The organism is Kordiimonas lacus (assembly GCF_001550055.1).
Classification (GTDB): domain Bacteria; phylum Pseudomonadota; class Alphaproteobacteria; order Sphingomonadales; family Kordiimonadaceae; genus Kordiimonas; species Kordiimonas lacus.
The window spans coordinates 169,173-195,213 of record NZ_LRUA01000001.1 but is presented as its reverse complement, the minus strand read 5'-3'; the positions used below and the strand labels follow the sequence as shown (position 1 = coordinate 195,213).

Sequence of the window (26,041 nt, the reverse complement as noted above, 5' to 3'; positions counted from 1 at the left end):
ACCATATTCGGAATTTAAACAGACCCAAAGAGGGGGACCACGATGAAAGCTGCATCCATTCTTGATGCAATTGGCGGTACGCCGCATGTGCGCGTTTCGCGCCTTTTCCCGGACCATGAAGTCTGGATCAAGCAGGAACGATCCAACCCGGGCGGATCAATCAAGGACCGCATCGCCCTGTCGATGGTTGAGGAAGCCGAAAAAGACGGGTCGCTGAAGCCTGGTGGTGTGATTATTGAGCCCACGTCCGGCAATACGGGCATTGGCCTTGCCATGGTGGCAGCTGTGAAAGGCTACCGCTTGATTTTGGTGATGCCCGAGAGCATGTCCATCGAGCGCCGCCGCCTGATGCTGGCCTACGGTGCCGAATTTGTCCTGACGCCAAAAGAACTGGGTATGAAAGGCGCGCTTGCGAAGGCGACTGAGCTGGTTGAAGAAACCGATGGTGCCTGGATGCCGCAACAATTCCAGAACCCGGCCAACGTGAAAGTGCACCGCGAGACCACAGGCCCTGAAATCCTCGCGGATTTCCCGGAAGGCCTTGATTATATGATCACCGGTGTTGGCACGGGCGGCCATATCACGGGCTGTGCTGAAGTCCTCAAAGACAAGTGGGCAGACCTCAAGGTGTTGGCCGTTGAGCCGACGCTGTCGCCTGTCATGTCCGGCGGCGAGCCAGGGCCACACCCAATTCAGGGCATCGGCGCGGGCTTTATCCCGGAAGTCATGAACATGGACCTGATGGACGGCGTGGTGAAGGTGGACCCAGCCGACGCCAAGGAAATGGCCCGTCAGGCTGCGCGCAAGGAAGCCATGCTGGTGGGGATTTCCTCGGGCGCGACGCTCGCAGCTATCGCCCAGACCATTAAGGAAAAGGACCTGCCCAAGGGCACGCGTATCCTCGGCTTCTGCTACGACACCGGCGAACGCTATCTGTCCGTGCCGGACTTCCTTCCTGAAGAGTAGGCAAAAGACCAAATTCTGTTTGGTATCAAAAAGAAGGGCTGCCAGTCGGCAGCCCTTCTTTTGTCGCAACGTAGATGTCTGCCTTATTCTTCGTCTTCGTCGATGCCGGAACTGATCTTGCCGCTTTCAAGCCTTACAATCAGGGCCACGTGATCTCCCCGGATAGCGAGCTCCTTGTATGACCCCCGCGGCAGCGGCACGCCTTGGTCAATACAGTGATTGAGGACAGCGGCGCCGACTTCACGGCTGTTGAACATGATGGTGTCCGATCCATCAGACAGAACCATCTGCACTGAAACCTCACCCTCTTCATCCAGTTCAGAAATGATGTTCTTAAGCGGTGGGTTGGTGGATTGCCCCCGTCCTTCAAGAACAGGACGAAGTGCGAGAACGAGCTCTTCGTCTGAGAAGATGATACTGCGAGACTCCAGAATCATAAAATCTACATGCCTGTGTTTGGTTGCGCTGCTCTAATTTAGGCAGAATTGCACCCACTTGAAAAGTTTTTTTAAAATCAGGCCTTAGCCGGACTGTTGTTGCCACTTGAGCGTTCGCGCCATGCCCGGATTATGGCATTCGCCACAGTCGCAAGCGGAATGGCAAAGAAAACGCCCCAGAAGCCCCAGATGCCGCCAAACACCAGGATGCCGATGATGATGGCATTGGGGTGCAGTTTCACGGCTTCAGAGAACAGAAGGGGCACCAGAAGGTTGCCGTCCAGCGCCTGCAAAACCAGATAGGCAATGACCGCGGTGGCCATCTCGCCGCCCAGGCCCCACTGGAAATATGCGACCAGGGCCACCGGGAAGGTAACAACGGCCGCGCCGAAATAGGGGATGATGACGCTCAGGCCAGTCGCAACCGCGAGCAGCGTGGCGTAAGGCAAGCCCAGCACACTGTAGGTGATGAAGGCCGCGATGCCGACGATCAGGATTTCATATACCTTGCCGCGGGCATAGTCGCCCGCGCGCTCCAGCACTTCGCCCCAAACCTGTTCCAGTACCGGCTTGTCACTTGGCAGGAAGCTACCGAACCAACTCAGGATCTGGGTCTTGTCCTTGAGGAAGAAGAAGACCATCACCGGCACCAGCACCACGTAAACCACGAAGGCCACAGCGCCCGTCAGGCCAGACAGGGAATATTGCAGCAGCTTGGGCCCAAGATTGGCGATCTCATTGCCAAGACCGGTGAGCCAAGTGTTGACCTGCGTTTCCGAAATCAGGTCAGGGAAGCGTTGCTGCAGCGACAGAAGCGCGTTGCGCATGCTGCCTACCATGGCTGGGCTGTCGTTGATAAACTGGCTGACCTGTTGGATCAGAAGCGGTACCACCGTGAGCATGGCGATGACCGATAAAAGGATGAAGCCCAGATAAACCGACAGGAAAGCAACCCAGCGCCGCGCGCCACGCCGGATCAGCCATTCGGTTGGCCCGTCCAACAGGAAAGCGATAACGACCGCAGCGATGGCGGGGGCCAGCATATGGCCAAACAGCGAAATGGCGAGGACAGCCGCCAGCGCAAACAGCACAAGAAGCACCATCTGTGGGTCGGAAAAAGTCCGGCGATACCATTCGCTTAGCATATTCATTTGCATGTGCTCCCGGGCTGAGCCTTAACAGTATTTTTGGTGTTCGGCTATCAGTTTCAAGCCAAACTGTGGCATTTTCATGCGTGCTGGCCCGACGAGGTACCACCGTCCACAATGACATTGGCGCCGTTCATGTATCCGGCTTCTTCGCTTGCCAGATAAAGCACTGTTTTGGCCACGTCGTTCGGGTTCGCCGGGCCGCCTTTCGGCAGGCCACCTGCGAACTTGCTCATGTCGCCGCCAATATCGGCCAGCGCGCGTTCGAACATAGGCGTCAGCATGGGGCCGGGCGAGACTGCATTGATGCGGATGCCGTGGTCGGCATAATCAAGCGCAGCGCTTTTCGTGAGGCCGACAACCGCATGCTTGCTGGTACCGTAGGCGGCCATCCATTCAGCGCCCGAGCGCGACAGGATTGAGGCCGTGTTGACAATGGCGCCCGTGCCAGATTTCAGCATGACCGGAATTTCATGGCGCATGGCAAACCAGATGCCCATCACGTTGGTGCGGAACACATCTTCCACCATGGCCATATCCTGGTCGGCGAAGCGCGCCGCCGTGTGGCTGATACCGGCGTTATTGACGGCAATATCCAGTCGCGTGCCATCATCTGTCGCCTTGTGGATAAAGGCTGCGACGGAAGATTCCTCACGCACGTCGGCATGATGATACTGGACTGTGCCTGAAAGCCCTTCGGCGTCCGCCATCACACGCTTGCCTTCGGTGTCGATCAGGCCGCAGAAATGCACATCGGCGCCTTCAGCGGCAAACGCTTTCACGATCGCCTCGCCAAAGCCGGACGTACCGCCGGTCACTATCACTCGTTTCGCCTCGAAGCGCATGGACTGTTCCTGTTTTTTGCGTGCGCCATGGCTACCGCCAAAAAGGCAGCGGTGCAAGCAAAACTAAGGTCGGGGGATGCCTTCTAGTGGCTATGGCCGTGACTGTGCCGGTGTGGCTTGCCGCCTGGCAGCAACTGGGAGAAAAAGATCCGCGCACCGGTGTGAACCAGCACGACACAGATAATACCGAGCCAAAGGCCGAACATGATATAGCCGTCGTTCGGCGCGGGAATTTCATAGGGCGAAAGCTCTGCGGCAACCGTTAGCGTGAACCACAGCACCAGCGTCCAGGGCGCGACGCGCTGAAGGCTGGTGTATGCGGCCTGCAGCGAACCACCATAGATTTTGGTGTAAGTGGCAGCGGCCAATAGTGCGAGCAGCATAAGCGGCGCTGCAAGGCGCCCGATTGTCCCCATCAGGTCAACCACATGGTGGGCCTCGTGGGCCGACATCATGGTTACGTCGCTTGGTGCATGGTGCAGATAATGGGCGCCGATCAGGGCTACAAGAAACACGATCCCGGCAACTGTTCCCAGACGATGCGCCCAGATGTTTCCAGCATTCGGTGCGGTGTTATGGTCATCAAGCGGGTGCAGTACCACATGCAAGAGCGACCCGGCGGCAAAGGCCTGCCAGTAGCCTACAAGCGGGATATGGTACCAGTCGCCCGCATAAACCACCATGACATAGCCGATGATGGTCATGACGCCGAGGGCTGCCAGCACAGCAACGCCTGCCCAGGTGGTCAGCACGGGCCTGAGCAGCCACCAGACCGCAACTGCCACACCGATACGGTGCAACAGCACGCCTGTCGCCACAAAGGAGCCATGGTCGCTTTGGCCTGCAAACGCCAGAATGGCGCCGTCAGACGCCGCGTGCACCACAAGCGCGAGAGCAGCCACCAGCATGACAACGCGGTGGGTCATTTCCTCGGCGCGGTGGAACAGGAATTCAGCAATCCAGGGCAGGCAGAATCCGAAGGCGGCGACCAGAATTGCCAGCACACCGCTGTGCGCCAGGGCTTCAGGCAGCAGGGTCAGCGTCACCAGCCCCAGGACGGTGACAAGCACAAATCCATCCAGCCCGCCCTTCAGGGCAGGCAGGCGCGCAACAAGCTGTGCCAACAGCGGCGCAGCCAGCAGCAACAAGACAGATAGGATCAGTGCCAGTTCCAAACTCAAACCTCATACATACCGGTTATGTACAGTTATAATATCACAATATGGAAAGCCAGCCAAAAACATCAAGAGATGGCAGTTATTTTGTTTGACCAGAAGAGAGGGCCCGCAGCATCGCATCCGCGGCGGGCCCTTTTATGGGCCGAGAAGCTGAATTAAGGCTGGACGGGCCGCGGTGGGCGTCCGTCCAGAACCGCAGCGATACCGTCAGCAATGAAAAATGGCTCAACTGATCGGTCATGCGTGGCAATGAAAATCCCTATCCCGGAATCCGGGAAGCGCCAGAATTCGGCCCGGCTGAAATAGCTTCCCCCATTGTGCCACACCAGCTTGTGGCCGTGAAAATTGGGTACAATCGACCAGCCATAACCGTAATGATAGATATTGCTGTCATCCTCCGGTACATGGGGCTTCATCAGGAAGTCTTTGGAACCGGCCGACAGGATGCGGCCACTTATAAGCGCACGGTGCCATTTCAGCATGTCGTTGGCGCTGCTCAGGATTCCGCCGTTGCCGAACAGGTGCCACGTCTTGCCCGCTGTCTGGTCCAGCAGGTCTTTTGCAGAAGTGAGGCCGTTATGGGGCTCGCTGAGTGCAGGAAAGCTGCGGCCGTGCCAGTCGGGCCGATAGTAGCCGGTGGTGAACATGGCTGCGGGTTGCCAGAGGTTGTCGAACAGATAGGTCTCATAAGGCTGACCACTGGCCACCTCGATCACTGCCGCCAGAAGGGAATATCCTGTGTTGGAGTATGCATGCCGTGTACCGGGTTCGGTGATTAAGGGGGTGCCGAAAACACGCGCGAGGTAGGTATCGCGGTCAATGGCTTCTTCGTCCGGTCCGACCGTGTCGGGCAGGTCGGCTGTGTGGGTTAACAGGTGATGCAGGGTGATGGCCTTTTTGTCCTCAGGCAGTATCTTGAAGAAACGATCCAGCCGGTCATGAAGGTTTAGCTTGCCCTGTTCCATCAGCTTCAGGATTGCTGCCCCGGTAAATTGTTTGGTGATGGACGCAATGTCATTGACCGTTTCAAGACTATAGACTTGGGCACCGTTACCGGTTGTGCCAAAACCGCGACCATAAATCGTGCCGTCAGGCCCTGAGATGCCAACTATGCCGACGAAGCCTTTGGCTTCAGCATCATTCAGGAAGGCATCCAGGGCTTGTTTGCTTATGAGCGTGTCGGGACCATCGGCGCGCAGACCGGTGGTGGCTAGATGCAGGCCATAGCACAGCAGCAGAATGTATTTGATTAAACGCATGGGTATCCTCGCATATTGCAGATTTGACATCGCGGCGATGTTCGCCGTAACTGTTTGAACGCTGCAGCCAAGGGGCCGCATTTGTCCTGACGAAAAGGTTGAGAAACATTGACGAAAGCTGACGAAACCCTTGGCGCCAGTGGCCTTGCTCGGAAAATTCGTATTGGCGATGTGGTGCTGGACCGGATGCATCATCAGCTGTGTGTCGGCATTGAGGTGCGAACCATTGAACCGCGCCTGGTACGTTTACTGGATGAACTCTGTGCCGTGCCCAGGGACCCGGTTTCCCGCGACACTTTACTCTCGGCGGTGTCCAATCTTCCTTATGCCGGGGACGAGGCGCTAACCCAGGCCATATCGAAGCTCAGGCAGGCCCTGGGGGATGACCCGAAGGCGCCACGCTACATCAAGACCATTCCACGCCGGGGCTATGCGCTGATCGCGCCGGTCACGCCTTTCGAGGAAGCTCAGCTGGAAATGGCGCCCCAACGAAACAAAGGGCTGTTTTGGATGGTGGGTGGGGCACTGTTGGTCGGACTTCTGACCTGGGCCTATTTTGAATTTGTCGCGCTCCGGGAGATTGAGATCGAATTTACCGAACAGGGCGACCAGGAGTTTATCGAGAAGAAGGATATGGAGCCGACGCCCTAAAGCCAGGTGCCCGCAAGCGTCACCGGGTCAGTGCCAAGCCCCAGCTTGAAGCGGGCGATGCCTGCGCCGTCAGCTGTGTTCAGCCCACCCAGATCCAGAAAGCGGATGCCGCGTTCCTTGAGCGCCACAATGCCGTCCCACAAGACCTTGTTCTGGGCATTCAGATTCCGGCCCTCGTCGCCAGACCAGCCGACATGATAGGTGGCACTGTTGCCGTGCAGCATGAAAATGGCGCCAGCCACTTTCTTGCGGCCCGCCAGCGCCGTCACGCTCATCACACCCACACTGTCGTCACCCTTTGCGAACCTCTCTGCAATGCCGGCATAGATGGGGACAAGCCCGATGGGCACGGCCTGATAGCCCCGCTGGGTTTGCTGGTCGGCCTCGCGGTCCGTCAGCCAGGCATATTGGTGCTGCTTGCGGCCGCCAATGACGGTTTCCAGTTTGCCGGAACTCTCAGCCTTGGTCAGTTGGTTGCGCCATTTGCCGTTCAGGCTGGCGCGCAGGGTGTCTACGCTTGGGCCCAGGTCCGTCCAGATGGTGCTGTAGCCCGTCATGACGCGGCGATAGCCACCAGCTTTCAGCACCGCCCTGTCTTCTGGCGTGTCGGCCAGTTCCGGCTGAAACAGCATGAAGTTCCAGCGCCAGGGGCTATGGTGCTTCCGCAGCGCCTTCAGGCCTGCCGCCTGCTCATCCTTCGTGACGCCCGGCAGCCACAGTGGGCCACGCATCAGGCTGTTCATGCGGATGATGCGGTAAAACCGCCGCTTTCCCACCAGCGCGATGGCGATGGGGGTGCCGCTTTGGGACAGGGTGAGTTGCTGGATGTCAGCGCCGATGGCCTTGAGCGTCTGGCCATAAGCCCAATGCTGCTGCAGCGGCAATGGCTGGTCGTCACTGAGGGATTCCCACAGGTCGGGGTCGATATCGCCAAAGGCCAGTTGGATGTCAGCGGCGCTAGGCAAGGGCATGATCCCCTGTTATGGTCCAGCCATGTTCAGAAAACGGCCAGACGTTCAGGATGTAATGGGGTGGCGCATTGCCCCACCCCGGGTCACTTTGGGGGCCGCCTTTGCGGTGCTCAAATATATCGCCTTGCCGCTCTTTGGGGCGTTGGCGTTGCTGGACGTGATCTTTTATCTCTACTTCCAGCATGTCCTTGGGCGTTGCTATGGCGTCCTTTGTCTTTTGTCCTAGCTGTTCACCGACTTCAGCTCAATGGTGAAGATCAGCGTGGAGTATGGCGGGATAGAGCGGGAACCGCGCTCGCCATAAGCCAGGTCGTAGGGGATGAAGAATTCATACTTGGCGCCTTCTTTCATCAGCTGCACGCCTTCTGTCCAGCCCCTGATCACGCCGTCCAGCGGGAAGGTGGCGGGTTCGCCGCGGTCATAGCTGCTGTCAAACTGGGTGCCGTCAATCATGGTGCCTTTATAGTCTACCGTCACCATGGACGTTTCAGTCGGGCTCTTGCCAGTGCCTTCGGTAATAACGCGGTACTGAAGGCCGCTTTCAAGCGTTACCACGCCCTCTTTCTTGGCGTTTTCTTCAAGCCAGGCCAGTTGCTCATTCTTGTGGGCTGCGGCCATCTCCTCGGCTTTTTGCTGCGCTTCTTCAAGTGTCATCACATCCAGAAGTTCAACATCGAACACCAGTGTGGCATTGCCCGGGATCAGGCCGCCGCCTGCGCCGTGCTCACCGTAACCGATATCTGACGGGATCGTCAGTTCCCACTTGTCGCCCACGCTCATCAGCTGCAGGGCTTCGGTCCAGCCTGGGATCAGGCGACCAGCCGGGAAGGTGGCAGGTTCGCCGCGCTTGTAGCTGCTGTCGAACTCGCTGCCGTCAATCAGTTTGCCAGCATAATGTACGGTGACATAGTCAGCGGCGGTCGGGCTCTTGCCGTCACCACTCTCAACCACGCGGTATTGAAGGCCGCTTTCGGTAACCTGAACACCGTCCTTCTTCATGTTTTCTTCAAGGTATGCCAGGTTCTCTGTGCGGAACGCTTCTCTTTCACTCATTGTATCTGATACTTTCTGTTCATCGGTTTGCGGTGCAGCCGCCGCGTCGGTAGAAGCCTCTGATGAAACCTCTGTTGAAGCTTCAGGGGCTTTTTCGGATTGTGTTTCCGTTAGCTCGGCGCTACTTGTGCCGGTGTCGGATTTTTGCTCTTCGTCGCTTTCGCTGCTGCAGGCTGCTAAGCTTAGTGCGGCAACGGTGGCCGCAACCTTTAAGCCAAGTTTCATGGGAACTCCTCGCCAAGATTTCTGCGGGGACACTAGCCCTTGAGCGCGTGCGGGAAAAGGAAAAATCGGGCTACGGTGCCAGAAACAAGGGGAATTGATATGGCGAAGGCCGATACAGACATCCGGCAGGCGATTTTGGACCATCTGGAGGACACCAGGTCGGTCGCTCCACGGGAAATTGCACAAGTTCTGGCTGAAGAAGAGGAAGACTGGCGCAAGTATTTACCCAGAATTCGCATCGAAGCCGTGAAACTTCATGCAGATGGCTTGCTGGTGTTTATCCGAAAAAAGAAGGTTGTTTCTCCGGAAGGACTGAAGGGGGTCTACCGTTTTTCTAAACCAGCAGCGGATGAGTAGCGTAAGACTACTTGGCAATTGTGTCCTAAAGCCTTAAACTGTTGGCGCACGAGAGGAGTACTCTATGGGGGGTCAGATACCTTTGCTTGACAAGCCTGTCCTTGACCGGCTTGCAGCAGAAGTTGGGGAAGAATCGGCAGCTTTCCTGCTGGATTCGCTGAAAAAAGAAATCCGAGATTCCGGCTGTGAACTGATGCAACATGCGTCCGTTGGCAACCTTGAACAGCTTGAAATCCAGGCTCACGCGCTCAAAAGTGCGGCGCGCAGCTTTGGCGCCATGCGTCTTGGAGAAGCTTGCCAGGCAATCGAATTTGCCGCCAAGGCAGATGGTCGCCCGGAAATCGATGGTCTACTGAGCCAGTTCAAGGTGATTTCAGAAGAAACGCTGGAGGCTTTCAATAAAGCCAACTAGGACGCGCCGCACTATTGTGGGGATGCCGACCGCCTAAAAGGCGGTCAGTTGGCCAATCTCAGCCCGCAGGTCTTCAAGCCCCCAGCCTTTTTCACTGGATGTCGCCATGATAATCGGGTGACAGGCGATGAATTTCTTGGCGTCTTCCTGGGTCTTTTTCAGAATCTTGTCGCGGTCCGCCACTTTCAGCTTGTCCAGCTTTGTCAGCACGATCTGATAATTGACCGCTGCTTCGTCCAGCATATGCATGATCTCGCGGTCATTTTCCTTGAGGCCATGGCGGCTGTCGATCAGCAGCATCACGCGCCTGAGGTTCGGACGGCCACGCAGATAGTCTTTTACCAGACGCGTCCAGGCATTGACTTTCTTGCGCTCGATCTTGGCATAGCCATAGCCGGGCAGGTCAACAAGATAGGCGGGGGTGTTCATCTCCGCGCCCATTTCGAAATAGTTGAGTTCCTGTGTGCGGCCCGGAGTGTTCGACGTGCGGGCCAGCGTCTTGCGGCCAGTCAGCGCGTTCACAAGGCTCGATTTGCCCACGTTCGAGCGTCCGGCGAAGGCTACTTCAGGGCGGTCCGCACCCGGCAGAGTCCCCAGGGACACCGCGCCCATGATGAAGTCGACACGGCCAGCAAACAAAAGCCGGCCGCGTTCCATGTCATGCTGTGTGTAGCGCTCTTCTTCCATTCTACGCTTTGCCCAGGGCTTCACGCCGCGCGTGCTCGCGCTTCATGATGAAGGATTGCTGCGCGATCGAGAGCAGGTTGTTCCAGGTCCAGTACAGTACCAGGCCTGAGCTGAAGCCCGCCATGATAAAGGTGAAGATGATCGGCAGGAAGCTCATGACTTTCTGCTGCGTCGGGTCCATCGAGGTTTGCGGGTTCAGCTTCTGCTGCAGCCACATGGTGATGCCCATCAGGATCGGCAGCACGCCGATGGCGATCATGGCCGGCGGGTCCCACGGGATCAGGCCGAACAGGTTCACTGGTGTCAGCGTATCGCGGGCAGAAAGGTCAGTGATCCAGCCAAAGAAGGGCTGATGGCGCATCTCGATGGTGACATAAAGCGTCTTATAGAGCGCGAAGAAGATAAAGATCTGCGGGATCATCGGCAAACAGCCGGCCATCGGGTTGATCTTTTCCTTCTTGTAGAGCGCCATCATTTCCTGTTGCAGGCGCTGCTTGTCGTCCTTGTAGCGCTCCTGCAGGGCTTTGATCTTGGGCTGGGCGTCCTTCATGTGGCTCATGGAGCGGTAGGATTTGTTCGCCAGCGGGAACAGGATCAGTTTCAGGATCACTGTCATGGCCAGGATTGCGACGCCATAGTTGCCGGTCACGTTAAAGAGCCAATGCAGGCCGGTGAAGATCGGCCGGGTCAGGAAGTCGAACCAGCCCCAGTCGATGGCGCGATCAAACAGGGTGATATTGTAGGTGTCGGCATAATCATCGATGGTGCTGACAATTTTGGCGCCAGCATAGAAGCGGCTTGTGCTTTCAAGGGTGTCACCTGCAGCAAGTGGCTGCCAGTTTTCCACATAGTCAACACGGTAGCCGCCATTGTTTTTCATCATGCGCGCACGGGACAGTTCTGCCTGCTGATCCGGGATCAGGGTGGCCATCCAGTATTTGTCTGTAATGCCCATCCATCCGCCGGTCGACCCTGTGGCCTCAAACTTCCCGTCGTCCTCAAGGTTCGAGTAGGTCTTTTCTGTCAGGGTGCCGTTGAAGACACCAATGGCACCTTCATGGAGGATATAGAGACCATCTGTTTTAGGCTCTCCGCGGCGGCTGATCATGCCATACGGTGCAACCTGCAGCGTCTCGTCAGTGGAATTGATCACCGTTTGGGAAACAGTGAACATGAATTTTTCGTCTACTTCCACCTTCATCAGGAACCGCACACCGTCGCCATTGTCCCATGCCAGTGTCACCGGCTGGTCGGGCGTCAGTATGTCGCTGTCAGCAGTCCAGGCGCTACGGGGTCCTGGTACAAAACCGTTTTCCTGACGGCTGGCTGCCCAGCCGAAGCGCGCATAATAAGCGTCTGCAGAACCAGCTTTGCGAAGGAGGCGTACATCCGCTGCGTCGTCTTCCATGCTGACTTTATGATTGACCAGCAAAAGATCATCAAACCGTGCTCCTCTGAGGGAGAGGCTACCGGATAGCTCAGGCGTGACAATTTTGACGTGGCCGATGTCGCTGTTGTCCTCACTGGACTGGGCCACGGCATTGCTGTCGGGACCATCCATATCGGCGGGCGCTGCTTCTTTGGGCGCAAGGCCGTCTTCCAACTGCGCTGCGGCCTGTTGCTGTACGGCCTCGCGCTGCAGGGCTTCCTGCTGCGGCGAAATGAAAAGCGCGTTATAGCCGAAGAAGACAGCAATCGAGATTGCTGCAAACAGCACAATATTCTTAGTGTCACCCATGAGACGTCATACCCTGATCATCTGGCCGGTCTGGGCCGGCCTCCAAATTCTTGTCACATCCGCAGCCTGAGCCATGCTTGTGTGCATCTGCCGAGGGCGTTTCGCCCGGGCGCACGCTTTGTGGCACAGGATCGTATCCGAATCCACCCCAAGGGTGGCAGCGGGCGATGCGCTTTATTGCCAGCCATCCGCCCTTAAGTCCACCATGAAGACGCAAAGCGTCCACGGCATAGCTGCTGCAGGTGGGCTGGTATCGGCACCGGGGGCCGATCATTGGCGAGATCACAAGCTGGTAGAAGCGCACCGGAATGAGGAACAGGAAGGCCAGCGGGCTCATGCGCTGCCCTGTCTTATGCTCCTTGCTCGCCATCAGGCATTTCCTCGGTTCTTGTAGGATTTCTGCGGTGTTTTCTGCGGTTTACCCGAGTTTAGATCGGCACCCGCATGCAGTTTTGCAAGGGCCCACTTCATATCGGCCTGCATTTTCACGAAATCATATTCGACAGACGAGGGCCTGCCAACCAGCACATAGGTCCAACCAGCCTGGCCATATTGCGGCAAAATGGCACGGCAGGCTTCCTTGAGCCGCCGCCGCGCACGCGAGCGGATAACGGCCTTGCCCACCTTCTTTGAAACAGTAAAACCGGCTCGTGGCGGCGAATCACCCTCACCCGGCATGGCCTGCAGGATAAAGCTGGGCGTCACCCACTTGCGGCGGGTGCCCGCAACCGCCAGATAGTCCGGCCGTTTGGTAATGCGCGCGAGTTTTAAAGCCTGTTCGGTCATGGTGCCGATGTCTGCCCGCCAAATGCCAATAACAACTGGCTCAAAAACAACAAAAGCCGACCGGATATCTCTCGGTCAGCTCTCATCGTGTGTGATAGGGGTGCCCAAAAGGCGCCCAGACCTTTACGCCGAAAGGCGCTTCCGGCCTTTAGCACGGCGTGCCCGAAGCACAGCGCGGCCACCTACAGTAGCTTTGCGCGCACGGAAACCGTGACGGCGTTTACGCACCAGCACACTCGGTTGAAAGGTCCGTTTCACTTGACTTACTCCAGTTAATCGCCTTGCTCTGCGGTGAACCGCGGCCCGGCGTCCAATTTCGAGCGCGCTGTATAACCGTCAGAATTGTCGAAGTCAACAATACATGTCGCGCTTTTTGGTATCCGGTATGCCTTCTACCATATTTTGGTCGGATTTACCCATAAATTAAGGACTTCCGCCGTTCTGGCGCTAGAAGGCGGCGGCCCGATTGTGCCCTTACTGGCGAATCGGCGCTGGACGGATCGGGAAAAGTGCTATTATACGCCAATTAGTTTACTTGCATTTCCATGCCGGATGAGATTCATAACAGGTTATGCCCGAGCATTATAAACCGCTGACGTCCAGCCTCAGGTCGCGCCTGCTGATCCTCACCTTCCTCTTTGTGATGGTGATATCGGCCCTTATTTATCCGACGTCCATCGCGTCGTTCCGGCAGGACTATCTTGAGACCCGGCTGGAGAACGCCCAGATCGCGGCGCTGGCGCTTGAGGCGGCTCCCGGTAATATGGTCAGCCCCGAGCTTGAGCAGCGGCTTCTCAACCAGTCTGGTGTGATTGCCATCATCATGCGGCGCGAGGACAAGAGCCTGCTGCTCGGCTATGACGTGATGCCCGAAGAGGTGGAAGCCACGTTTGACCTCAGGAACCCGTCGCTCGGGACGCTGATCATGGATGCGTTCAACACGCTGGAGCAGGGCGGCAACCGTGCTATCCGGGTGGTCGGCGACCCGATGGTGCCCGGCACCCGCATGCTTGAGATCACAATGGACGAATCGGGCCTGTTTGCTGCGCTCAAGAATTATTCCAACAATGTGCTGGTGCTGTCGCTCATTACGTCTCTGTTCACGGGCATTCTTGTTTATCTGGCGCTGCACTGGCTGCTGGTGCGGCCCATGCGCCGCCTCAAGGACCGCATCGTTTCCTTCCGGCGCAAGCCAGAGGCCGTGCCGGCAAAGATGCGGCAGAACAGGCGCCCCGACGAGATCGGCCTTGTGGAACGCGAACTTGTGCGCATGCAGGAAGAGCTCCGGCTGAACCTGAAGCAGAAGTCGAACCTAGCCGCGCTTGGTGAGGCGGTGGCCAAGATCAATCATGACCTTCGGAATATCCTGGCGACAGCGCAGCTGGCATCCGATTCGCTCCAGCGGGTCGACCATCCAGGGGTCCAGAAGGTCTCGCGCAGGCTGGTAAACAGTGTCAGCCGGGCAGTGGCCTTGTGCGAAAGCACCATCCGGCACGGCAAGGCCGATGACCCAGTGCCGGAAAAGGAGTGGACGCCACTGGGTGAGCTGGTGGCTGATGTGGCGGCGTCGCTTGGCCTTGAAGAAGACAGCAAGTTTGAATTCAACTGTGATGTGGATGACGACATAACGGTCTATGCCGATCCAGAACAGCTGCACCGGGTGCTCCTGAACCTGTGCCGCAATGCCCGCGACGTGCAAGGCGACGAAGGCTCCATTCTGGTCGGCGCCAAGAAGGACAAGGATGGCACAGTCCATATCAAGGTGACAGACAAGGGCCCCGGTATCCCGGAAGCCATCCGGCCGACGCTTTTCAAGGCGTTCCAGTCGTCACGCGCGGGCGGTACTGGCCTAGGCCTTGCGACAGCCCGGGATATTGTCCTGTCCCATGGCGGGCAAATTGGGCTGGCAGAAACCGGCGCTGAGGGCACTACTTTCATGATCTGCCTGCCGGGCGAAGAAAACTGACACAGCCATACCTGTTGAGGTGAGGGGAGAGACCATGCGCATCACAGCCAAAGCGGGCAAATGCGATTCGATCACGGATATCGGCGGCCTGCGGGTCGGCCAGGTGGCATGCGAGAAGGCCCAGACCGGCGTGACGGCAATCATCCCCGACGAGCCCGTGGCCATGGGCGTGGACGTGCGCGGTGGCGGGCCGGGCACGCGCGATACAGACGCGCTTGACCCCACATGCCTTGTCGAACGGGTGCACGGCGTGGTGCTGTCTGGTGGGTCGGTGTTCGGTCTCGCGGCCGCCGACGGCGTGATCGCGGCCCTGTCGGAAAAAGGCATCGGTCTGCCGCTTGGGCCGCGGGCCGTGCCTGTGGTGCCTTCCGCGATCCTGTTCGATCTGATGAACGGTGGCGACAAGGATTGGGGCACCGAAGCGCCTTACCGGACGCTTGGCATGCAGGCTGTCGAGGCCTTGTCCCATGATGTTACCGAAGGGCGGGCAGGCGCAGGCTTTGGCGCCCGGGCAGGGGCAAAAGCGGGCGGTATTGGTACTGCCAGCTTTGAAACGGAAGACGGTTTGAAAGTAGGTGCTATCGTTGCGGTAAACAGTTTCGGTTCCGTAACTGATGGTTCTGATATTGATCTTGGTGATGTCGCCCTACCGAAGCTTGGCTTTGTTGGTGCCAACACCACGATCGCAGTGATTGCCACAAACCTGGCGCTGGACAAGGCAGGCTGCAAACGCCTGGCGATGATGGCGCAGGACGGGTTGGCCCGTTCAATCAGGCCCATCCACACCCCGTTTGACGGCGACACGGTCTTTGCCCTGTCGACAGGCGCAAAGCCGCTGGAGGCGGACCTGGCGCCGACAATGGCGGTCCTGGGTACTTTGGCGGCGGATGCCCTGGTTCGCGCAGTGCAGAAAGCAGTAGCTTAAGGCTTTGATTCGAACAGCTTCTGGCGTTCGCCCACGACGAATCGTTCCATGATCTCGGCTTCGGTGCTGGCTTCTGCCACGATGCGCGGTATTTCAAGCGCCATCAGGGTATCCAGCCGACTGGCCGTACGGCTAAGGCGCGTGAGCGCTAACTGCGCAGAAAACCAGGCGTCCTGCAGGGCGTCGCCCTCTTCCGCCTCAGCAATTTTGGCCTTGGCCTTGCGGTACGCCAGCGTCTCATCCCTCAGGGCTTCCTTGATCGTCAGTAGAAGGTCGGACGCTTCCTCTTCAGACGAAGGCAGCGAATCGGCCACTGGTGCGGGCGAGGCTGCCCCGGTCAGGGCCGGGCGTGTCGGCGGTGTGGGCTTGTTGGTGGGTACAGCGGCGGGGATTTCAGACCGCACGATTTCACGCTCCCTTTCCGACGGATTTGGCACCGGATCAGAAAGATTCGGCCAGCCGCCTTTACTGCTTGAACAAGCAGAAAGAATCACGGCGGCTGTAAAAATAGAGACAATTTTTGCGCTTATTTTCACCATAAAAGCCTTATATTATGGGCGTTTGAGGGCTAAAGCCTATCCCTGAAATGTGGCGGAAACAAGAAAAAGCGATTTCCCTCTTGCAATATAAAAGCAATCTGATTAGGTTCCGCCGCACACCTTGAGGGTAACCCCTTTCAGGTGACAATTTGATGGCATGCACCGGTAGCTCAGCTGGATAGAGCACCAGACTACGAATCTGGGGGCCGGGGGTTCGAATCCTCCCCGGTGCGCCACTCAAAACAACCCGCCTTCTGGCGGGTTTTTTTATGGCGCACCAACTTCTGGCCCATCTGGGCGCCACTCAAAACAACCCGCCTTCTGGCGGGTTTTTTATGGCCTAGCGAGCATCCCGCCACATCAACCACATGGGCGGGCAGCCGGGTGCGGGCACGATTTCTTCTATCACGCGAAAGCCGTGGCGTTCATAAAAGGGCGTGTTACGGGGTTTGGAATTTTCCAGAAACGCGGGCATGTGCGCAGCATCAATGGTGGCAAGCGCTTCTTCCATCAATTGGCTGCCAACACCCCGGCCCTGCAGGCTGGGGTCAACCGCAATGGCGAACAGATAATAGTGTGGCGTCCCGGGGTGCTTACCAAATAGCGCCTTATCCAGCGCCATCCCGCGCCGGAGCGCTGTGATGCCACTGTGGGTCAGGATCGCAGATGCAAGAGCCAGCTTGCCCATCAAGCCATAGTCTTTGCAGTCACCCGGCGATAGCCAGAGCGTGCCGGCAAGTCCGTCCGTGGTGACATGGCCAAAGCCACGCTTCAGATAGCAGTGCCTGGCCATGGCGGTGAAAGCAGGCCGCATCGCAGCGGTACCGTTGAAGGCCCACTGATTTACGGGGTCATCGGCAAAGGAATTCGCAACGATGGATCCGACCAGGCCATGTTCCTGGCGGCCTAGGCGTCGGCAGGCGCTGAGCAAAGCATCTTTCTCCCAAAATGTGAAACAATTTCACTTTATTTGGGTCGGATAGCTGGTTTGGCAAGGACAAAGGCTGCGCTTCAGGGGTGACGCTGCATGTCTTCCATCATTTTGCGGGTATTGCGGTCGCGCACCACCATGATGGCCCAAACCGCCAGGATGACCCACATAATAAAGCCCAGACCCGCAACAATGCTCAAAACCCAGGCCAGAATCCAGATAATGGCGCTAAGGATAGCCTGGAACGGTTTACCTGCAAGCAGAAGCGCGAGGGGTGGAATGAGCAAGGCAACAAGATACAGCATGACGTCTCCCTTAATACTGATGCTGACAAAATAGGTCGGGCGGCTTGGCGATGGCAAGCGCCAAAAGACGCCGCATACAGAAAAGCCGGCCTTTAAGGGGCCGGCTTGGTCAGGCATTTATGGGAGATGCGCCGCCTAGAGCTTTGGCAGGTCTTCTTCAAGAACGCAGACATTCATCGAATAGGATACTTCCCCTTCGTCGTCGTCTTTGTAGATCACACCGATAAATTCTTCGCCCAACATCATCTCGACCGAATCCCCAGCCTTCGGGCGGCGAACCAGCTTGATCATATTGTTGTTGAATTTGCCCTGCAGGTACGCCTGCAGCCGCGCGATCTCGTTCGGTGTCACCCTGATGCTCCTCGGTCCGGAATGGTTGTTGCCTTGGTTTATCGAAGGGCACCCCCCAATTGCAAGGAAAACCATCAATAAAAGCAGTCTCTCGCCCTGCGGGCGTTTTATCGCTTGTTAATGTTTGGGAGTTAGATAGCTTAAAGGGGGTAGAGGACAAGTTAAGGGCGAATACGAGTGACAGACGATCAGTTTTCATATGCCGACGACGAAGAGCTGGTGGGCCAATTTCTGGAATGGACCGGAAATGCCGTGGTGGAAATGCGCGGGATTGTAGACGCAATGCCTGAGCGCGACGCCGCAGAAGGCGAAACCGCCAGCCGCCTTTATGACCTGTCCCACAACATCAAAGGCATGGGCAGCAGCTTCGATTTCAACCTGATGACGACCGTTGGCACCTCCCTGTGCGTGTATATTAAAAAGCTTGAAGGCGAGATGAGCCGCCGTGTGGTGGATGCCCATGTGCGTGCCTTTGAAGTGATTCTCGCCAACAAGATCAAAGGTGATGGCGGTGAAAAAGGCGCGGCACTTGAAAGCCGGTTGACCACCATCATCGCTGAGGAATCCCAGGGCTAAACTGCACCATTGTTCCTCTTTTGTTCTTTTTTCTTGCGCGCAACTGCGCCATTCGCCATGCTGTTCCCCACCTTGACGCGCAAGAGGAACGCCATGGCCAACCAAGCCCCCAACACCTGTTCGAATGACAACGGCCGGCCTGAAGTGACCGAATCGGTCACCCGTGGTGTGGTCCGTTTCCTGATGGATCTCGGCTTCGCCCCCTTGACGGAACTGCCGCTCACCAACGGGCGGCGCGTGGATGTGCTCGGGCTGGACCGGCGGGGCAAGGCGGTGATCGTGGAAGTGAAATCGTCTGTGGCCGATTATCGGGCTGACACCAAATGGCGTGAGTATCTCGATTATTGCGAGGAGTTTTATTTCGCTGTCGATGCAGCCTTCCCGCGCGACATCCTGGACGCCCCCGACAGCCTGCCGGATGTGGCAGGGCTGATTATTGCGGATGCATATGGTGCCGACATCGTTCGACCGGCCGCGGTACGGCCGGTGAATGCGGCCCGGCGCAAGACCCTGACGCTCAAGATGGCGCGGGCCGGGGCCCAGCGCCTTTCTGCCCGGATGATCGGACGCCTTGGGTGATTCGCTCGCTTCAGGCGTCGCTGCCGTCTGCTTCCACCACGGTAGTATAGTTTTCCCAGCGCGCCCGCCCGCCTTTGTTTTCCAGCACATTCTGAAGGGCCGCCACCGTGCGGCGCTCATAGCGCGTACCAGCATCGCTGTTCAGGATATCAAGGGCCTTGTCGAAGCCCAGACCTTCGCGGTGCGCCCGGGCCGACACCATACCAACAAAGGCGTTTGCGACGCTGAGGATGCGCGCGCCGGGTTCAATGGCCTCCCCGGCTATTCCGTCCGGTTCGCCGCTGCCGTCCCAGTGTTCGCGCATCTGGCCGAGAATCGCCGCGACAGGACCCTTGAAATCAAGGCCTGCCACCAGCGTGGCACCCTTCTGCATGCTTTCGCGTACCAGGGCGAGTTCCTCGTCGGTCAGCGGGGTCTGTTTGGTCAGGATCGCCGTAGGCACAAAAATCTTGCCAAGGTTCACCAGCTGTCCGGCAATCCGCACGCTTTCGAGGGCCTCGTCGTCCCAGCCGATCTCCTTGGCCACCGTGTGCGCAACATCTGCCACCCGGTCCGAATGGTGTTTGCTCCATGGGTCGCGGGCATCAATGATTTGCGTCAGTGTGCTGACCAGCTGTTTGAACAGTGTTTCTGATTGTTCCTTCGCGGCAACAAGGTCCGAGATATCCTGCATCACCAAAAGGGCGACGGCTTCGTTATCGCCCTCGGCCTTCAGTGGCAGCAGCTGGGTTTGGAAAATCTGTTCCGCGCCGTCCTTCTCAAGCCGCAAATGCTGACTTGTGGCCTCGCCCGCGACGGCCTTGCCGACAGCAGTGCGCAGTTTGTCTGCGATCTCGCTGGCAAAGGCTGTGTCGAGGCGCCGGTCATTAAGGTCTGCGACCGGCAGGCCGGTGACATTCCCCAGATGCATGTTGGCGAAATGTACTGTCATGTCCGCGCCAAGGGCGGCAATGGCGGTGGGCTGGTTGTCGCTGACAGACTGCAGGAACCGACTGAGTGCTTCGTTTTTGGCAGACAATTCCGCCTGTTCCCGCCAGGCGGTCTCAAGGCGGCGGGACACGCCGTGGCGCCACACCATCACTAGCGCCGCCAGCACAAAGAGGGCTGCCAGCGACAGGGTGATCATAAGGCTGTTGCGGCGTTCGTCGATCTCGGCCATGGCTTCGTCGGCATTGATGGTGCGCACCAGAATCCAAGGAACGGGGGCTGAAAGCTCGCGCCCGGTCACCAGCACTTCGGTATTGGCATAATTGGTCAGTGACGCAAAGCCCCGCGGCTCACGCGCGGCAAAGGCGGCTGCCATATCCACGCGGGCATCACCGATGCGGCCGCCTTTCGCCAGGGGCGTCAGCGGTACGACGATGTCGCCTTCTTGCGGTTGAACCAGATAGGTTTCGCCGGTTTTGCTGGCAGCACCCGGCTGCTCAAGTGTCTTGAGGAAATCATCATTGAGCGGGCGTGCACCGACGACCCAGATGTCCTGTTCCGTCGCTGCTGTCATGCCTTCGCCTGTGATGCGGGCGCCGAACAACACAAGGGGCGTCTTGTCTTCAAGGCGGGGACCCAGTGCGATGAAAGACCCGCGCGCGTCGGCAGGCCATTCGCCGGGTCGCAGGATCGGCATGCCGGTTGAGGCGACAAGCGGTGTGCCGTCTCCCTTGATAATGGCAAGCCCGGCGCGCTGCGGGCGTTTCACATTGGCAGCCACCTGGTCGATTGCGCGCTGTTCGTGGAATCCTTCCCTTTCGGCTGCAGCTGAAAGAAGCGCGAACACATAACCGCGCTGGCCTTCAGCAAATTCACTGTCGCCGCCGATGGCCTGGTTGGCATACAGCTGTACGGTGGCATCTGCGGCCAGCTCTTCAACACTGGCAATGTGCCGGTTCAGCCATGCGGAAACTTCAAGCGCCCGGCTGTCAGCTACCAGGTTCAACCGGTCGTGCCAGCGGGTCAGATTCTGTTCTGCCTGCGACTGGGCAAACTGGAAGATCAAAAAGAAGCCGACAGCCGCGACTGCAAGAATGCCCGCTCCAGCCGCGAGAATGGATTTTCCTGACTCGGATTTGCCTGATTCTTTGGCGCGCGCCATAAGTTTCCCCTGCAGTTTCGGCTGCTTTAAGCGGCCATTGGCTCCCATCCTGGAAAGACGGGTTCGTTAAATTTATGGTGAGACAATGCCATTAGGCTTGGCGTCCCTTACCCCGGACACTATGTTGGAGCAGAATGCGTCTGAGCTCAAATGGTTTTGCGGCAAATGCCCCCAGGCTGGAAGCGTCCGTAACGAAGGCATGAACAAGGTTATATGACTGTAATAATGAGGATATTGGTAATTTGTGCACTTTTGGTGGGGCTTAGCGTCCCAACATTTGGTGCTTCCAAAATCGTCATGAACGGTTTGTTCGGCAGCCGGGAAATTCCGTCCAGCAACATGAAGTCTTTTGACAAATGGACTGAGATGTGGCGCAGGCACAACCTGCCACGCTCTGAAAAAGAGCCAACCGTTGAACCAGTGGATGGGCCGCCATGCCGGGGCCTCGCCCGCATCCAGTGTGGTCGCGACGCCTGGAACCAATTTATTACTGATCACACAGAATCCAGCGGATTTGATCTTTTAGAAGCTGTTAACGAATATATGAATAAATCCCCTTACATCGTGGACCCGGTGAATTGGGGGATACCGGACTATTGGGCTACGCCTGACGAGTTTTTCCTCAAGGATGGTGACTGCGAAGATTACGCGATCAGCAAATATATCACGCTGAAGCGACTGGGAGTGCCAATCGACAGAATGCGGTTGGTGATCTTGCAGGACGAAAATTTACGGACGGCCCATGCTGTGCTAGCGGTGGAAAGCGAGGGGGAGACATATATTCTGGATAATCAGGTGGACGCAGTCTTGCCGCACGGCCAGATTCTGCACTACCGGCCTGTTTATTCGATCAACGAAACCACCTGGTGGTTGCATCAAGTAAAGCGGTTTTCACGCTAAATTAATGTTTTTTCTGTTCAATTGCGTCTTAACTCGACGCACTTTCTGGATTATTGCAAGGTGAGCAAAAGCAACACAATCGAACGGATGGTGGATTATGCCCGTGGCCTTCGGCGGCATGCTGAAGGGCGCCGAGCTGTGCACGTCAAGATGTCGGCGCTCGAGCGAGAGTTCCGGCAGGAACACTACCGTTTGTTCGCGGCCTCGGCCCTCAGAGGTTTGGTTACCAAGTTTGGCGCGACCATTTTCTCGCTGCCAAACGCCGATATCGTTCTGGTTGTGAAAGATGCTTCCGTTGATGATATTGACCCGCCACTGAACAATATTCGGCGTAAGCTGAAGAAATCTGCCGTAGTGGCCAGGCTGGACCCTGTCCAGGGCGTCAGCGACGATTTCGTCACCTGGTTTGATTTGGAAGAGGATTACGACGGCTTCAACACCTATGTAGAACGGCTCTCTACCGCGCTCGAAGCTGGCGCGGCATTTCGGGACGATCTGGAAGCGGCAATCAAGGCGCCACCCGTTAAAAAGCTGGAGATCAAGAAGCCTGCGTCGTCTGAAACGCCGCCTTTGAAGCCACCGGCCCGCCATGTGCGGATGATGCCGATTGACGCGCCAGCCCACACCTTTGAAGACCGGGAACTGGACCCTGAACTTCTGCTGGCGATTACCAAGGCGCTGCACGGCGCTGATATCGCCGGACAGCTTCGGAAACAGCCGGTTATGGCGATCATCGGCGAAGGCGAAATGATGCCTGTGCTGGTGCATAAATGGATTCCGCGGCATCTCTTGTATGAAGTGCTGCTGAAGGGGCGTGTGCTCGGTGCCAATCGGTGGCTGGACGGCTACCTTGAAGACTATATCGCCAAGCGCGTGCTGGCTTCGACACCTTCGATGGCCAATATTGACTCGCTCGCATCCAGCATCCGTGTGACCTCAGCTGCCGTGATGTCTGATTCGTTTGACCTGTTTGACGGGTCCATCGGGGCCGCGCCGCGGTCCAAGATAGTGCTGGAGTTTGGCGCGGTAGATATCATTGCGAATCCGGTTGTCTATAGCGCCGCAAGCGAGAAAGTGCTGAGCCTGGGGTACAGGATTTCCATCGCCGATCTGCATCCGCTGTCGTTCCTGGCCATTGAATATGACAAGCTGAACGGGACGTTTGTGAAGCTGGTGAAGCCGGAAGGCCCGGTGGGCAATTGGCTGACGGAAGAAACCGAAACCGCCATCCACCGCAAAGTCGACCGGGTGGGGCAGGCGCGGGTGATCCTGGATGCCTGCCACGAACCGGCTGACATTGACCTTGGCCACTTGATGGGTATCACGCTTTTCCAGGGCCAGGCCGTTGCGCCGCTTGCGGAACTTTCACCGGAAGAATTCTAGGGCTGCTGCCGCCTATTGGGGGGACCGTTTGGCCAGGATGCGCTGTAGCGTCCGCCTGTGCATATTCAGGCGCCGCGCGGTCTCCGACACATTGCGGTCGCACAGTTCATAAACCCGTTGGATATGTTCCCACTTCACCCGGTCCGCCGACATGGGATTTTCAGGCGGTGGTGGGGTTTGCCCTTCCGGGGTCAGCAGCGTGCCGGCGATCTGGTCTGGATCGGCCGGTTTTGACAGATAATCAACCGCACCGGCTTTCACAGCCGCCACCGCACTCGCGATATTGCCGTAGCCTGTCAGGATCACAACGCGCATATCAGGGTTGATCTGCCGCAGCGTGGGTACAAGATCAAGGCCGTTTCCGTCTTCAAGGCGCATGTCGATCACGGCATATTCAGGTTTGTGTTCGGCGGCCAGTCGGGCACCTTCCTCAATGCCTTCTGCGGCGAAAACATTGAAACCGCGTCGTTCCATCGACAGGGTCAAACGACCACGAAACGCCTTGTCGTCTTCCACTACAAGCAGGCGCATTTCGCCTTCATCGGTTGGTTGCTCCGCCATCGTTTCTATTCCTGTTCTGGGCTGCTCTGTTGCCCCGCTTGTACCCCAAGGGGCGCCGGTTCTTCAAGGGCGCTCCGAGGCCATTCGATAAGAATTTGCGCCCCGCCCATGGCTGCGTTCTCGAAACTGACTTTGGCGCCGGTGCGTTCCAGCAGCGTTTTCGCTATGAAAAGCCCCAGTCCAAGCCCGCCATCCTTGCCGGGCGTGGGTTGGCGCGTGGTGACATAGGGCTCGCCCAACCGTTTCAGGATCTGTGGGTCGAAGCCTGGCCCATCGTCTGAAACGGAAACGGAAACCACCTTTTCATCCCATCCAGCGCTGATCTGCACAGCTGTGCGGGCAAAGCCGGAGGCATTTTCGATGATGTTCCGAAGGGCATGAATAAGTTCCGGCGTGCGCATAACCTTCAGTGCACTGTCGCCGCCTGTCGCATAGCGAATGGCAACGCCGCGGCTTTCATGGGGCGCAGCCGCTTCGCGCAACATGGCTTCCAGATCAACGGTTACAAAATGATTGTCGTCTCCGGCTTGCCGGTGTTTGCGAAGTTCCGACAGGATATCGCGGCAGCGCTTGGTCTCGTCCACAATCAGTTCAAGATCCACACGGGTTTGTTCGTCACCTTCCCAGTGATCCAACAGGTCCTTTGAGGCCAGCATGATGGTGCCAAGCGGTGTTCCCAGTTCGTGTGCAGCAGCGGCGGCCAGTGTACCCAGGGCTGCGAGGCGCTGTTCCCGCTCGAGCGCAATCTGGGTGACGGCAAGTGCCCGGGCGCGGCTACGGCCTTCGCGCCCGACCCGTGCCATATAGAGCGCCAGGAACACGAGCGTGAAACACAGGCTTGCCCAAACGCCGGCCTCCAGCATGATCGGCAGTTTCGGTGGCGGTCCGGACCAGGGCAGAGGAAACGGTGTGACGGCAAGCGCAGAAACAAGAATAAGCGACAGGGCGATCAGGAATTTGGTGCTGTGCTGCCCAAGGATGGAGGCAGAAACGCTGGTCGGTGCCAGCAGCAGGACAGCGAACGGGTTGTTCAGTCCGCCTGTTGTGAACACCAGGGCAAACAGGTGGATCAGGTCAAAGGCCAGGTGGGCGGCCGCCTGCCGGTCACCCAGCCGGATGTTCGGGTCACCCTTCAGGGTGAACCAGAGGTTCATGGCCGCGGATGTTAGCACAATCGGGACGGTTATTTCGGGACGGACGTCATACTTCAGCCCCCAGCCGACGACGGCAAGCGCCAGCAGCTGTCCGGCCACGGCCATCCAGCGGATCAGCACCAGCGTGCCCAGGCGCACGCCGCCATCCAGCGCCAGGTCGGGGTTTACCTGCAGCAGGTCGCTGTTGTTAGTGTAAAGCTGATTGGGCATCGGGCAGGAGTCCTTTGGGGCTTTGGTAAAACGTCGACAACAACCCTATGGGCCGGCAAGCGCAAAGGCCAGTAGCATCAGTGTTGCCAGCAGACCAATCAGTGTTGCCACCAGAAAGACCAATCCGGCTTTTCTGAGGTCAGCGCTGGTCTGCTTGGCGCGCCCTTCCTTTGGCCCAACCCAGGGGTGGCGCTTGCCAGGAGCGAAGCGGAAAGACAGGTTGAGGCCGTGCGCCAGCGCGGACAGTGGCATCAGGCGCGAGGGCAATGCCCCTTTGCGGCCCCTCAGGGGTGCCAGGAAGGCCACAAGGCGGGTGCCGGGAATAAAGATGTGCGCGGCTGCGATCATCAGCGTGGCAAGAATGCTTCCCGGCAGTGCCGCAAGTTCCGCGATCAGCCAGAAGGGACGCAGGAACGGGCTTTCCGGGCGGGCTACATTCAACTCTACTGCCCGGTCAATTGCAGTTCGCAGAAACCGGTAAGGCAGCAGCAGGGAAAAGCCGCCAATGGCAAAAATCACCAGATTGCTGACAACAGTATCCGTAAAGCCGAAGGTTGCCCGTTTGATGTTTTCGCGCGTCAGGTCATGCTGCTCGAATGCCGCGCTTTTGCTGTCCCGGATGATGCCCGCCCACAGCCTGTGCTGCCGCAGCAGTAGGGAAAGTGCAAAAGCAGCAGCCACAAAGCTGAAGGGGCTCAGAAACAGCAGTGGGTCAAGCGCACGGCCGATCCAGAAAAATACCGGCAGAAAAAGCGCCAGTACGATGATCCCTCGCACCAGCCTTTCGCCGTTTGATCTTGTCGTGCGGTCCAGTCGCTCGGTCAGGAAGGCGGCCAATTTGGTCAGATAATCTTCAGGG

Annotated in this window: 30 protein-coding genes and 1 tRNA gene; 11 read left to right on the top strand and 20 right to left on the bottom strand. The window is 57.8% G+C overall.

The annotated features are described in order from the left end of the window. The first annotated feature begins 42 nt into the window (after nt 1–42). Nucleotides 43–966 carry a cysteine synthase A gene (gene cysK / locus KORLAC_RS00945; protein WP_068301424.1) on the top strand — a complete coding sequence of 308 codons (924 nt, stop codon included), beginning with the start codon at nt 43–45 and terminating at the stop codon, nt 964–966. Nucleotides 967–1,049: 83 nt separating this feature from the next. On the opposite strand, the gene KORLAC_RS00940 is transcribed toward cysK, so the two are convergent. The 5 genes from KORLAC_RS00940 to KORLAC_RS00920 all read right to left on the bottom strand — a co-directional run bounded on the left by KORLAC_RS00940 (nt 1,050) and on the right by KORLAC_RS00920 (nt 5,833). After that, nucleotides 1,050–1,403: a hypothetical protein gene (locus KORLAC_RS00940; RefSeq protein ID WP_068301421.1), complete on the bottom strand. Its 354-nt coding sequence runs from the start codon at nt 1,401–1,403 to the stop codon at nt 1,050–1,052. A gap of 77 nt (nt 1,404–1,480) precedes the next feature. Next, nucleotides 1,481–2,554, bottom strand: coding sequence for an AI-2E family transporter (locus KORLAC_RS00935; protein WP_068301512.1), 1,074 nt, complete (start codon nt 2,552–2,554; stop codon nt 1,481–1,483). A 77-nt stretch (nt 2,555–2,631) separates the two neighbouring features. Continuing rightward, on the bottom strand, nt 2,632–3,396 hold the full coding sequence (locus KORLAC_RS00930; RefSeq protein ID WP_068301418.1) for an SDR family NAD(P)-dependent oxidoreductase: 765 nt from the start codon (nt 3,394–3,396) through the stop codon (nt 2,632–2,634). Nucleotides 3,397–3,479: 83 nt separating this feature from the next. Then, nucleotides 3,480–4,571, bottom strand: a complete 1,092-nt coding sequence (locus KORLAC_RS00925; protein WP_068301416.1) for a ZIP family metal transporter — start codon at nt 4,569–4,571, stop codon at nt 3,480–3,482. 158 nt (nt 4,572–4,729) lie between these two features. Next, the gene (locus KORLAC_RS00920) at nt 4,730–5,833 is read right to left on the bottom strand and encodes a serine hydrolase domain-containing protein (protein ID WP_068301412.1); all 1,104 of its coding nucleotides are present in this window, start codon (nt 5,831–5,833) and stop codon (nt 4,730–4,732) included. A gap of 108 nt (nt 5,834–5,941) precedes the next feature. Between KORLAC_RS00920 and KORLAC_RS00915 the strand changes: the two genes are divergently transcribed. Continuing rightward, entirely contained in the window at nt 5,942–6,484 is a 543-nt protein-coding gene (locus tag KORLAC_RS00915) for a winged helix-turn-helix domain-containing protein (RefSeq protein WP_068301408.1), read from the top strand. Here KORLAC_RS00915 and KORLAC_RS00910 read toward each other — a convergent pair. Beyond that, complete coding sequence (locus KORLAC_RS00910; protein ID WP_160328566.1) at nt 6,481–7,449, bottom strand: GNAT family N-acetyltransferase; 969 nt, start codon at nt 7,447–7,449, stop codon at nt 6,481–6,483. The genes KORLAC_RS00915 and KORLAC_RS00910 overlap by 4 nt on opposite strands. A 228-nt stretch (nt 7,450–7,677) precedes the next feature. After that, nucleotides 7,678–8,733 carry a BamJ family beta-barrel-assembly machinery protein gene (locus tag KORLAC_RS19230; RefSeq protein WP_068301399.1) on the bottom strand — a complete coding sequence of 352 codons (1,056 nt, stop codon included), beginning with the start codon at nt 8,731–8,733 and terminating at the stop codon, nt 7,678–7,680. Nucleotides 8,734–8,832: 99 nt separating this feature from the next. Between KORLAC_RS19230 and KORLAC_RS00895 the strand changes: the two genes are divergently transcribed. Beyond that, on the top strand, nt 8,833–9,090 hold the full coding sequence (locus KORLAC_RS00895) for a DUF3253 domain-containing protein (protein ID WP_068301396.1): 258 nt from the start codon (nt 8,833–8,835) through the stop codon (nt 9,088–9,090). A 64-nt stretch (nt 9,091–9,154) separates the two neighbouring features. Continuing rightward, the gene (locus KORLAC_RS00890) at nt 9,155–9,502 is read left to right on the top strand and encodes an Hpt domain-containing protein (protein ID WP_068301393.1); all 348 of its coding nucleotides are present in this window, start codon (nt 9,155–9,157) and stop codon (nt 9,500–9,502) included. Between the two features lie 33 nt (nt 9,503–9,535). Here the strand turns inward: KORLAC_RS00890 and yihA are convergent, their stop codons facing one another. The 5 genes from yihA to rpmH all read right to left on the bottom strand — a co-directional run bounded on the left by yihA (nt 9,536) and on the right by rpmH (nt 12,971). Beyond that, the gene (gene yihA / locus KORLAC_RS00885; protein WP_068301390.1) at nt 9,536–10,189 is read right to left on the bottom strand and encodes a ribosome biogenesis GTP-binding protein YihA/YsxC; all 654 of its coding nucleotides are present in this window, start codon (nt 10,187–10,189) and stop codon (nt 9,536–9,538) included. Between the two features lies 1 nt (nt 10,190). Continuing rightward, nucleotides 10,191–11,927, bottom strand: a complete 1,737-nt coding sequence (gene yidC / locus KORLAC_RS00880) for a membrane protein insertase YidC (RefSeq protein WP_068301387.1) — start codon at nt 11,925–11,927, stop codon at nt 10,191–10,193. Continuing rightward, nucleotides 11,920–12,264 (bottom strand): membrane protein insertion efficiency factor YidD, encoded by a 345-nt coding sequence (gene yidD / locus KORLAC_RS19225; protein WP_068301509.1) that lies wholly within the window; start codon nt 12,262–12,264, stop codon nt 11,920–11,922. The genes yidC and yidD overlap by 8 nt, the downstream gene beginning before the upstream one ends. A gap of 32 nt (nt 12,265–12,296) precedes the next feature. Beyond that, nucleotides 12,297–12,713 carry a ribonuclease P protein component gene (gene rnpA, locus KORLAC_RS00870; RefSeq protein ID WP_068301384.1) on the bottom strand — a complete coding sequence of 139 codons (417 nt, stop codon included), beginning with the start codon at nt 12,711–12,713 and terminating at the stop codon, nt 12,297–12,299. A gap of 123 nt (nt 12,714–12,836) precedes the next feature. Then, complete coding sequence (gene rpmH, locus KORLAC_RS18610; RefSeq protein WP_074519531.1) at nt 12,837–12,971, bottom strand: 50S ribosomal protein L34; 135 nt, start codon at nt 12,969–12,971, stop codon at nt 12,837–12,839. A gap of 313 nt (nt 12,972–13,284) precedes the next feature. Here rpmH and KORLAC_RS00865 point away from each other — a divergent pair, with 313 nt between their 5' ends. Both KORLAC_RS00865 and KORLAC_RS00860 read left to right on the top strand, forming a co-directional pair. Beyond that, nucleotides 13,285–14,679 (top strand): ATP-binding protein, encoded by a 1,395-nt coding sequence (locus KORLAC_RS00865; RefSeq protein ID WP_068301381.1) that lies wholly within the window; start codon nt 13,285–13,287, stop codon nt 14,677–14,679. A gap of 34 nt (nt 14,680–14,713) precedes the next feature. After that, entirely contained in the window at nt 14,714–15,604 is an 891-nt protein-coding gene (locus KORLAC_RS00860) for a P1 family peptidase (protein ID WP_068301378.1), read from the top strand. Here KORLAC_RS00860 and KORLAC_RS00855 read toward each other — a convergent pair. Then, nucleotides 15,601–16,008, bottom strand: a complete 408-nt coding sequence (locus KORLAC_RS00855; RefSeq protein ID WP_139167678.1) for a hypothetical protein — start codon at nt 16,006–16,008, stop codon at nt 15,601–15,603. The two genes, KORLAC_RS00860 and KORLAC_RS00855, sit on opposite strands and share 4 nt — an antisense overlap. 294 nt (nt 16,009–16,302) lie before the next feature. On the opposite strand from KORLAC_RS00855, the gene KORLAC_RS00850 reads away from it, so the two are divergent. Continuing rightward, a tRNA-Arg gene (locus tag KORLAC_RS00850) sits at nt 16,303–16,379 on the top strand. 104 nt (nt 16,380–16,483) lie between these two features. Here the strand turns inward: KORLAC_RS00850 and KORLAC_RS00845 are convergent. The 3 genes from KORLAC_RS00845 to KORLAC_RS00835 all read right to left on the bottom strand — a co-directional run bounded on the left by KORLAC_RS00845 (nt 16,484) and on the right by KORLAC_RS00835 (nt 17,730). After that, entirely contained in the window at nt 16,484–17,074 is a 591-nt protein-coding gene (locus tag KORLAC_RS00845; RefSeq protein ID WP_068301372.1) for a GNAT family N-acetyltransferase, read from the bottom strand. Nucleotides 17,075–17,154: 80 nt separating this feature from the next. Next, nucleotides 17,155–17,379: a hypothetical protein gene (locus KORLAC_RS00840; protein WP_074519543.1), complete on the bottom strand. Its 225-nt coding sequence runs from the start codon at nt 17,377–17,379 to the stop codon at nt 17,155–17,157. Between the two features lie 135 nt (nt 17,380–17,514). Then, nucleotides 17,515–17,730, bottom strand: a complete 216-nt coding sequence (locus tag KORLAC_RS00835) for a DUF3126 family protein (protein ID WP_068301366.1) — start codon at nt 17,728–17,730, stop codon at nt 17,515–17,517. A 177-nt stretch (nt 17,731–17,907) separates the two neighbouring features. Between KORLAC_RS00835 and KORLAC_RS00830 the strand changes: the two genes are divergently transcribed. Continuing rightward, nucleotides 17,908–18,306 carry a hypothetical protein gene (locus KORLAC_RS00830; protein WP_068301363.1) on the top strand — a complete coding sequence of 133 codons (399 nt, stop codon included), beginning with the start codon at nt 17,908–17,910 and terminating at the stop codon, nt 18,304–18,306. Nucleotides 18,307–18,399: 93 nt separating this feature from the next. Next, on the top strand, nt 18,400–18,885 hold the full coding sequence (locus KORLAC_RS00825; protein WP_068301360.1) for an MmcB family DNA repair protein: 486 nt from the start codon (nt 18,400–18,402) through the stop codon (nt 18,883–18,885). A gap of 10 nt (nt 18,886–18,895) precedes the next feature. Here KORLAC_RS00825 and KORLAC_RS00820 read toward each other — a convergent pair whose 3' ends face one another. Further along, nucleotides 18,896–20,974, bottom strand: a complete 2,079-nt coding sequence (locus tag KORLAC_RS00820) for an HD domain-containing phosphohydrolase (RefSeq protein ID WP_068301355.1) — start codon at nt 20,972–20,974, stop codon at nt 18,896–18,898. Between the two features lie 213 nt (nt 20,975–21,187). On the opposite strand from KORLAC_RS00820, the gene KORLAC_RS00815 reads away from it, so the two are divergent. Together KORLAC_RS00815 and KORLAC_RS00810 are read left to right on the top strand one after the other, a co-directional pair. After that, entirely contained in the window at nt 21,188–21,874 is a 687-nt protein-coding gene (locus KORLAC_RS00815) for a transglutaminase-like cysteine peptidase (RefSeq protein ID WP_082714419.1), read from the top strand. A 60-nt stretch (nt 21,875–21,934) separates the two neighbouring features. Then, nucleotides 21,935–23,257, top strand: a complete 1,323-nt coding sequence (locus KORLAC_RS00810; protein ID WP_068301349.1) for a hypothetical protein — start codon at nt 21,935–21,937, stop codon at nt 23,255–23,257. A 12-nt stretch (nt 23,258–23,269) separates the two neighbouring features. Here the strand turns inward: KORLAC_RS00810 and KORLAC_RS00805 are convergent, their stop codons facing one another. From KORLAC_RS00805 to KORLAC_RS00795, 3 genes are read right to left on the bottom strand one after another with little or no spacing between them, the layout of a single operon-like run. Then, a complete protein-coding gene (locus KORLAC_RS00805; protein ID WP_068301345.1) occupies nt 23,270–23,818 on the bottom strand; it encodes an ActR/PrrA/RegA family redox response regulator transcription factor in 549 nt (182 codons plus the stop codon). A 5-nt stretch (nt 23,819–23,823) separates the two neighbouring features. Continuing rightward, a complete protein-coding gene (locus KORLAC_RS00800) occupies nt 23,824–25,182 on the bottom strand; it encodes an ActS/PrrB/RegB family redox-sensitive histidine kinase (protein WP_068301342.1) in 1,359 nt (452 codons plus the stop codon). 45 nt (nt 25,183–25,227) lie between these two features. Then, nucleotides 25,228–25,959 carry a hypothetical protein gene (locus tag KORLAC_RS00795; protein WP_139167677.1) on the bottom strand — a complete coding sequence of 244 codons (732 nt, stop codon included), beginning with the start codon at nt 25,957–25,959 and terminating at the stop codon, nt 25,228–25,230. Nucleotides 25,960–26,041: the final 82 nt, after the last annotated feature.

Excerpts from the sequence above, each read along its gene's own strand:
- cysK (WP_068301424.1), top strand. The coding sequence starts at position 43 with ATGAAAGCTGCATCCATTCTTGATGCAATTGGCGGTACGCCGCATGTG.
- KORLAC_RS00825 (WP_068301360.1), top strand. The coding sequence starts at position 18,400 with ATGGCCAACCAAGCCCCCAACACCTGTTCGAATGACAACGGCCGGCCT.
- KORLAC_RS00865 (WP_068301381.1), top strand. The coding sequence starts at position 13,285 with ATGCCCGAGCATTATAAACCGCTGACGTCCAGCCTCAGGTCGCGCCTG.
- rnpA (WP_068301384.1), bottom strand. The coding sequence starts at position 12,713 with ATGACCGAACAGGCTTTAAAACTCGCGCGCATTACCAAACGGCCGGAC.
- KORLAC_RS00800 (WP_068301342.1), bottom strand. The coding sequence starts at position 25,182 with ATGCCCAATCAGCTTTACACTAACAACAGCGACCTGCTGCAGGTAAAC.
- KORLAC_RS19230 (WP_068301399.1), bottom strand. The coding sequence starts at position 8,733 with ATGAAACTTGGCTTAAAGGTTGCGGCCACCGTTGCCGCACTAAGCTTA.
- KORLAC_RS00805 (WP_068301345.1), bottom strand. The coding sequence starts at position 23,818 with ATGGCGGAGCAACCAACCGATGAAGGCGAAATGCGCCTGCTTGTAGTG.
- KORLAC_RS00860 (WP_068301378.1), top strand. The coding sequence starts at position 14,714 with ATGCGCATCACAGCCAAAGCGGGCAAATGCGATTCGATCACGGATATC.
- KORLAC_RS00895 (WP_068301396.1), top strand. The coding sequence starts at position 8,833 with ATGGCGAAGGCCGATACAGACATCCGGCAGGCGATTTTGGACCATCTG.
- KORLAC_RS00920 (WP_068301412.1), bottom strand. The coding sequence starts at position 5,833 with ATGCGTTTAATCAAATACATTCTGCTGCTGTGCTATGGCCTGCATCTA.
- yihA (WP_068301390.1), bottom strand. The coding sequence starts at position 10,189 with ATGGAAGAAGAGCGCTACACACAGCATGACATGGAACGCGGCCGGCTT.
- KORLAC_RS00935 (WP_068301512.1), bottom strand. The coding sequence starts at position 2,554 with ATGAATATGCTAAGCGAATGGTATCGCCGGACTTTTTCCGACCCACAG.
- KORLAC_RS00890 (WP_068301393.1), top strand. The coding sequence starts at position 9,155 with ATGGGGGGTCAGATACCTTTGCTTGACAAGCCTGTCCTTGACCGGCTT.
- KORLAC_RS00930 (WP_068301418.1), bottom strand. The coding sequence starts at position 3,396 with ATGCGCTTCGAGGCGAAACGAGTGATAGTGACCGGCGGTACGTCCGGC.
- yidD (WP_068301509.1), bottom strand. The coding sequence starts at position 12,264 with ATGAGCCCGCTGGCCTTCCTGTTCCTCATTCCGGTGCGCTTCTACCAG.
- KORLAC_RS00840 (WP_074519543.1), bottom strand. The coding sequence starts at position 17,379 with ATGCTGTATCTTGTTGCCTTGCTCATTCCACCCCTCGCGCTTCTGCTT.
- KORLAC_RS00815 (WP_082714419.1), top strand. The coding sequence starts at position 21,188 with ATGACTGTAATAATGAGGATATTGGTAATTTGTGCACTTTTGGTGGGG.
- KORLAC_RS00940 (WP_068301421.1), bottom strand. The coding sequence starts at position 1,403 with ATGATTCTGGAGTCTCGCAGTATCATCTTCTCAGACGAAGAGCTCGTT.
- yidC (WP_068301387.1), bottom strand. The coding sequence starts at position 11,927 with ATGGGTGACACTAAGAATATTGTGCTGTTTGCAGCAATCTCGATTGCT.
- KORLAC_RS00820 (WP_068301355.1), bottom strand. The coding sequence starts at position 20,974 with ATGGCGCGCGCCAAAGAATCAGGCAAATCCGAGTCAGGAAAATCCATT.